Source organism: Martelella sp. UBA3392 (assembly GCF_002358775.1).
GTDB lineage: Bacteria > Pseudomonadota > Alphaproteobacteria > Rhizobiales > Rhizobiaceae > Martelella > Martelella mediterranea.
Genome location: NZ_DEPM01000117.1, coordinates 2,327 through 7,020 on the forward strand (window position 1 = coordinate 2,327; position 4,694 = coordinate 7,020).

3 protein-coding genes are annotated in these 4,694 nt (G+C 64.3%); 2 read left to right on the forward strand and 1 reads right to left on the reverse strand.

What is annotated here, in order from left to right:
* Both B4E36_RS08590 and B4E36_RS08595 read left to right on the forward strand, forming a co-directional pair.
* Positions 1 to 2,640 (forward strand): autotransporter outer membrane beta-barrel domain-containing protein (locus B4E36_RS08590; RefSeq protein ID WP_345900237.1); only part of this gene is annotated, 2,640 nt, incomplete at its 5' end.
* 92 nt (positions 2,641 to 2,732) lie between these two features.
* The gene (locus tag B4E36_RS08595; protein WP_292052058.1) at positions 2,733 to 3,896 is read left to right on the forward strand and encodes a TIGR03032 family protein; all 1,164 of its coding nucleotides are present in this window, start codon (positions 2,733 to 2,735) and stop codon (positions 3,894 to 3,896) included.
* A gap of 93 nt (positions 3,897 to 3,989) precedes the next feature.
* Here B4E36_RS08595 and cobA read toward each other — a convergent pair.
* A partial coding sequence (gene cobA, locus B4E36_RS08600; RefSeq protein ID WP_345900238.1) for a uroporphyrinogen-III C-methyltransferase occupies positions 3,990 to 4,694 on the reverse strand: 705 nt, incomplete at its 5' end.

Sequence of the window (4,694 nt, forward strand, 5' to 3'; positions counted from 1 at the left end):
CTCGTCGGCGTGGCGCTCGGCACAGCCAATGCGGTCAATGACGATACCATCACCAATGTGCTGAGCGTGACCATGGGGTCCAGCAGCAATTCCGGTTCGGCCCATGGCGGCAAGGTGGCGATCACCCACAGCGGCGCGATCACCACCTATGGCGCGCGCTCGGCGGGCATCGTCGCGCAGTCGATCAGCGGCGGCGGCGGCTTCCTGACGGCAGCCGCTGCTGTCACTGACAAGATATCCTTCGTCCAGGAACAGGCGCCCAACAGCGCCGACGAGGCGTCGGTCACGCTCGAGGACGGCGCCACCATCATTACCTCCGGCGATGGCGCTTTCGGCATACTGGCGCAGACGATTTCCGGCGGCGGTGGCGTGGCGGCTGATCTGGCGCAGAAGCTCAACGCGTCCTACGGCTATTACGGCGGCACGTCGAGCGGCTCGAATTACTACTATTCCGACAGCGGCAACGCGGACAGCGCCGGCATCGTCAACGTTACGGTCGACGCCGGCGCGTCTGTCCAGACCACCGGCAAATACGCCCACGGCATCGTGGCCCAGGCCATTGGCGGGTCGGGCGGCATCTTCACACAAAACGGCAAGACCTATGCCGGCACACTCGGTCGTTTCAACAACACGAAAGGTTCTGATGCGGATGGCAATACGTCATCTGGCTCGCTCGCCGTGACGATCGACGGATCGGTTACCGTGACGGACCCGACCGCCTGGGGCGTATGGGCCCAGACGACCGGCGAGACGATGACGCTGACGCTGGATCAGGGCGGATCGCTGACGGGGTCCAAAGCGGCCGCAGTGGACGGAGAGTTTCAGGGCGGCGCGCTCTATGTTTCCGCGGCCAAGAAGACCAGCATCACACACAGCAATTCCGGCACATTCACCGGCAATATCGTGCAGCACGACTTCGCCACTTCATCGTCCTCCGCGGCCAATGGCGCGGTGCAGATGGCGGCTGTCGGTGGCACAAGCCTTTTCCTCAATCAGGGAACTGGCACGTTCGTGACCGGCGCGATCGCCGATGTCGACGCTGTGCTCAATGCCGGCAGCATTGACCCGGGCGGCGCGTGGAACACGATTGCTACGACCTTCACCGGCGATCTCGCCGGCATCGGCTCATCGGGCAGCGCCTATGATGTCGCCGATCTCGGCCTTTCGACCACGTTCTCGCCGTTCAGCTATTTCAAGCGCAGCGACCGGATCGACTGGCGCACGGAAAGCGCCAGCAAGGGCGGGCTGCTCACCAATCTCGATGTCGACATGGAACACGGCACGGCCGACCGGCTGACGATCGAAGGCGACTTCGCCGGGACCTGGGGCGTCGATATCAACGCCAATGCCCTGCTTCCGAACGCGCGCAGCGAGTTCCTGAAGGCCGAGGGCAGCGACACCTCGTCGCTCACGGCACTTTCCTCGCTGGTCTTCGATTTCACCGACGTGACGAAATCGGCAGAGGGCTGGTACGGTTTCTCGGTCGATGACGCGTATTTCACCGGCAATGGCGTCTCGCTCGGCAAGAATGCCGGCGAGGTTTCGAAGGCGATGCAGCAGGCCTGGGACAAGGTCGCCGACGGCAGCGCCACGGAAGTGAAGTTCGCCGAGGACGAGATTTCGCTCGGCGAGGCCTTCGGCGCGTTCCATCAGTCCGAGCCCGATACCTTCTCCGACATGTTGCTGGAACTCGCCTCGCAGACGGCGGCGGCGCCGCTGGCGGATTCGCCCTCGGCGGCGATTTCCGCGGCCAACAGCGTGCTGTCGTGCCCGGCCTTCGAGACGACCGGCGTGATGATGGATGAGGGCTCATGCGTATGGAGCCGCGTGCTTGGCGGCGAGACGACGCAGGACGCCCATGGCGATGCTTCCGGCTACACCCAGTCGGTCGGCGGGTTGCAGATCGGCGGCCAGACGGAGCTCAGCGATGGCTGGTTCCTTGGCTCGGGGCTCACCTATGAAAACAGCTGGTTCCGCAACGACAGCGGTTCGGAGAAGATGGATCAGCAATCCTTCACCGGCGCGGTCGCGCTGAAGCGGGAGATGGGGCCGTGGCTCTTCGGCCTCGTCGGCGGCGCGGGCTACAATTGGGGCGATTCCAAACGCTATATCAACCTCGACACGCTCTCGGCCACGGCGCGGGGCGAGCCGGATTCGGCGATGTTCTTCGCCCGGTTCCGCGCGTCCTATGAAATAGCCCTCGGCGATGAGTATTACATGCGCCCGAAGGTGGATTTCGATGTCATCAACATGCACCAGTTCGGCTACACCGAAACCGGCGCCGGCGCGGTGAACCTGATGGTCGACGGCAATTCCGATACCGCGTTCGGCGTCACGCCGGGCATCGAGTTCGGCGCGCGGATACCGTTCAAGGAAAACTGGCCGGCGCGGCTTTACGGCGATCTCGGCGTGACCTTCCTGACATCGGATGAATGGGAGACGACGGCGCGGTTTGCGGGCCTCTCCTCGATGGACAGCTTCTCGACCTTTACGCCGATCGCCGATACGGTGGGCCATGTCTCGCTCGGGCTCGACCTTGCGCAACGCCAGGGCATGGAGTTGAAGTTCCAGTATGACGGCTCGTTCGCCGACGACTATCAGTCGCATGTCGGCTCCGTGCGGTTCGGCTACCGGTTCTGACAAAATCGCAGGCCACGGCCTGCCAAAAACGCTGGAGAGCCGCAAGCGCCATTGCCGCTCTCCCCAGCCTACCCAACGCACAGGAATACCGCATGCCCGCCGATCCGTCCGAAGACAAAAATGCCGCCAACGGCACCGCTGCGCCGGACCGCGCGGATGCGCCCGAGGCGCGGGTGGATCCCGCGGTGCTGCAGACCAATGTGACCTGTTCGCGCGGCTTTCCGCAGTGGCTTGCCATGCACAACTGCTCGCTGGCCTTCACCTCCTACCAGACCGGCCAGCTCTTTCTTGTCGGCACCCTGCCCAACGGGTCGCTCTCGCTGCACCAGCGCAATTTCGTCCGAGCCATGGGGTTGATCGGCGATGCCCAGCGCCTGCTGCTGGCCGGCCTTGCCCAGATCTGGCGCTTTGAGAACGTACTGGCGCCCAATGAGCGCGCCAACGAGCATTTCGACAGGCTCTACGTGCCGCGCCGCGGCCAGACGGTGTCCGATCTCGATGTTCATGAGCTGGGCATCGACGCCGCCGGTCGGCTGCTTTTCGTCAACACCAAATATTCGTGTCTGGCGACCGACAGCGTCGCCCATTCGTTCAAGCCAGTCTGGCGCCCGCCGTTCATTTCCAGGCTGGCCCCGGAGGACCGCTGCCACCTGAACGGACTTGCGATGGAAAACGGCGTTCCGCGCTTTGTCACCTCGGTCTCGACCTCGGACATCGTCGACGGCTGGCGCGAGCATCGTCGCGATGGCGGCGTGGTCGTCGATATCGAAACGGACGAGATTGTCGCCGAAGGCCTGTCGATGCCGCATTCCCCGCGCCTGCACGAGGGCGCTCTGTGGTTTCTCGATTCCGGCAATGGCTATCTCACCCGGCTGGACCTTGAAAGCAGGACGCGCGAGCGCGTTGCCTTCTGCCCCGGCTTCCTGCGCGGCCTGTCCTTCCATGACGGCCATGCCTTGGTCGGGCTTTCGCTGGCGCGGCGCGAGGGTGTGTTTTCCGGGCTCAATCTCCAGGAGGAGCTGGAAAGCCGCAAGGCCGAGGCCTGGTGCGGGCTGCAGATCGTCAACACCGCCAATGGCGATATCGTCGAATGGCTGCGCCTCGAGGGCGGGATCAAGGAGCTCTTCGACGTGCGGGTCCTGCCAGGCGTCCGCTGCCCGATGGCGCTGCCGACCTTCGGCCCCGAACTCGCCAGCTTTATCACCATCGAAGCGCCGGACCAGCCCTTGTCCGAGCGCGGCTGGAAACCAGCCTGAAGGGCTCTAGAACCTTTCCGCATTTCACGGAAACGCGGAAAGGTTCTATCTCTTTGTTTTTACGCAATTCCGGACGGTGAACCGGTGTCCACTTCACCTGGAATTGTTATAAACCGTCGCCGGCAAAGGCCGAACTTCCTTGAGATAACGCGGCAATAAAGCCTGCCTGTCGCTTACCGCGACGGTCTTCGCAAAGACCCGGCCGACGCCGAACAGGACCGGGTTGTCATGGCCGATTTCAGCCATGCCCCGGCCAAGGCTTGCGAGCGTGCCGTGCCAGCGTCTTTCGTCCGGTCGGCTGATGTTGGAAGCGATCAGGACCGGGGTTTCCGGCGAAAGCCCTTCGGCGATCAGCCGTGTTGCGATTTCGCCGGCGGTGCGGCCGCCCATGTAGAACATCGTGGTCGTCGTCGGGTCGGCGATGGCGCGCCAGTCGATGTCTTCCGGCAGCGCACCCTTTTTCGAGTGCCCGGTGACGAAGCGGACAGACTGGGCGCAATCGCGGTGGGTGAGCGAGGTGGTGGCGCCGGCGGCGAGCGCGCTTGCGGCGGTGACGCCGGGGATCACCGAGACCGGGATGCCCGCTTCGCGAAGGGCCGTGATTTCCTCGCCGGACCGTCCGAACACCGAGGGGTCGCCCGATTTCAGCCGCACGACCCGTTTTCCGGCCCGCGCCAGACCGAGCATCATCCGGTTGATATCCTCCTGCCGGCAGCTTGTCCGCCCGCCGCGTTTGCCGACCAGCATGCGCTTGGCCTCGCGCCGCGCCAGTTCGAGGATTTCCGGCGAGATCAGGTC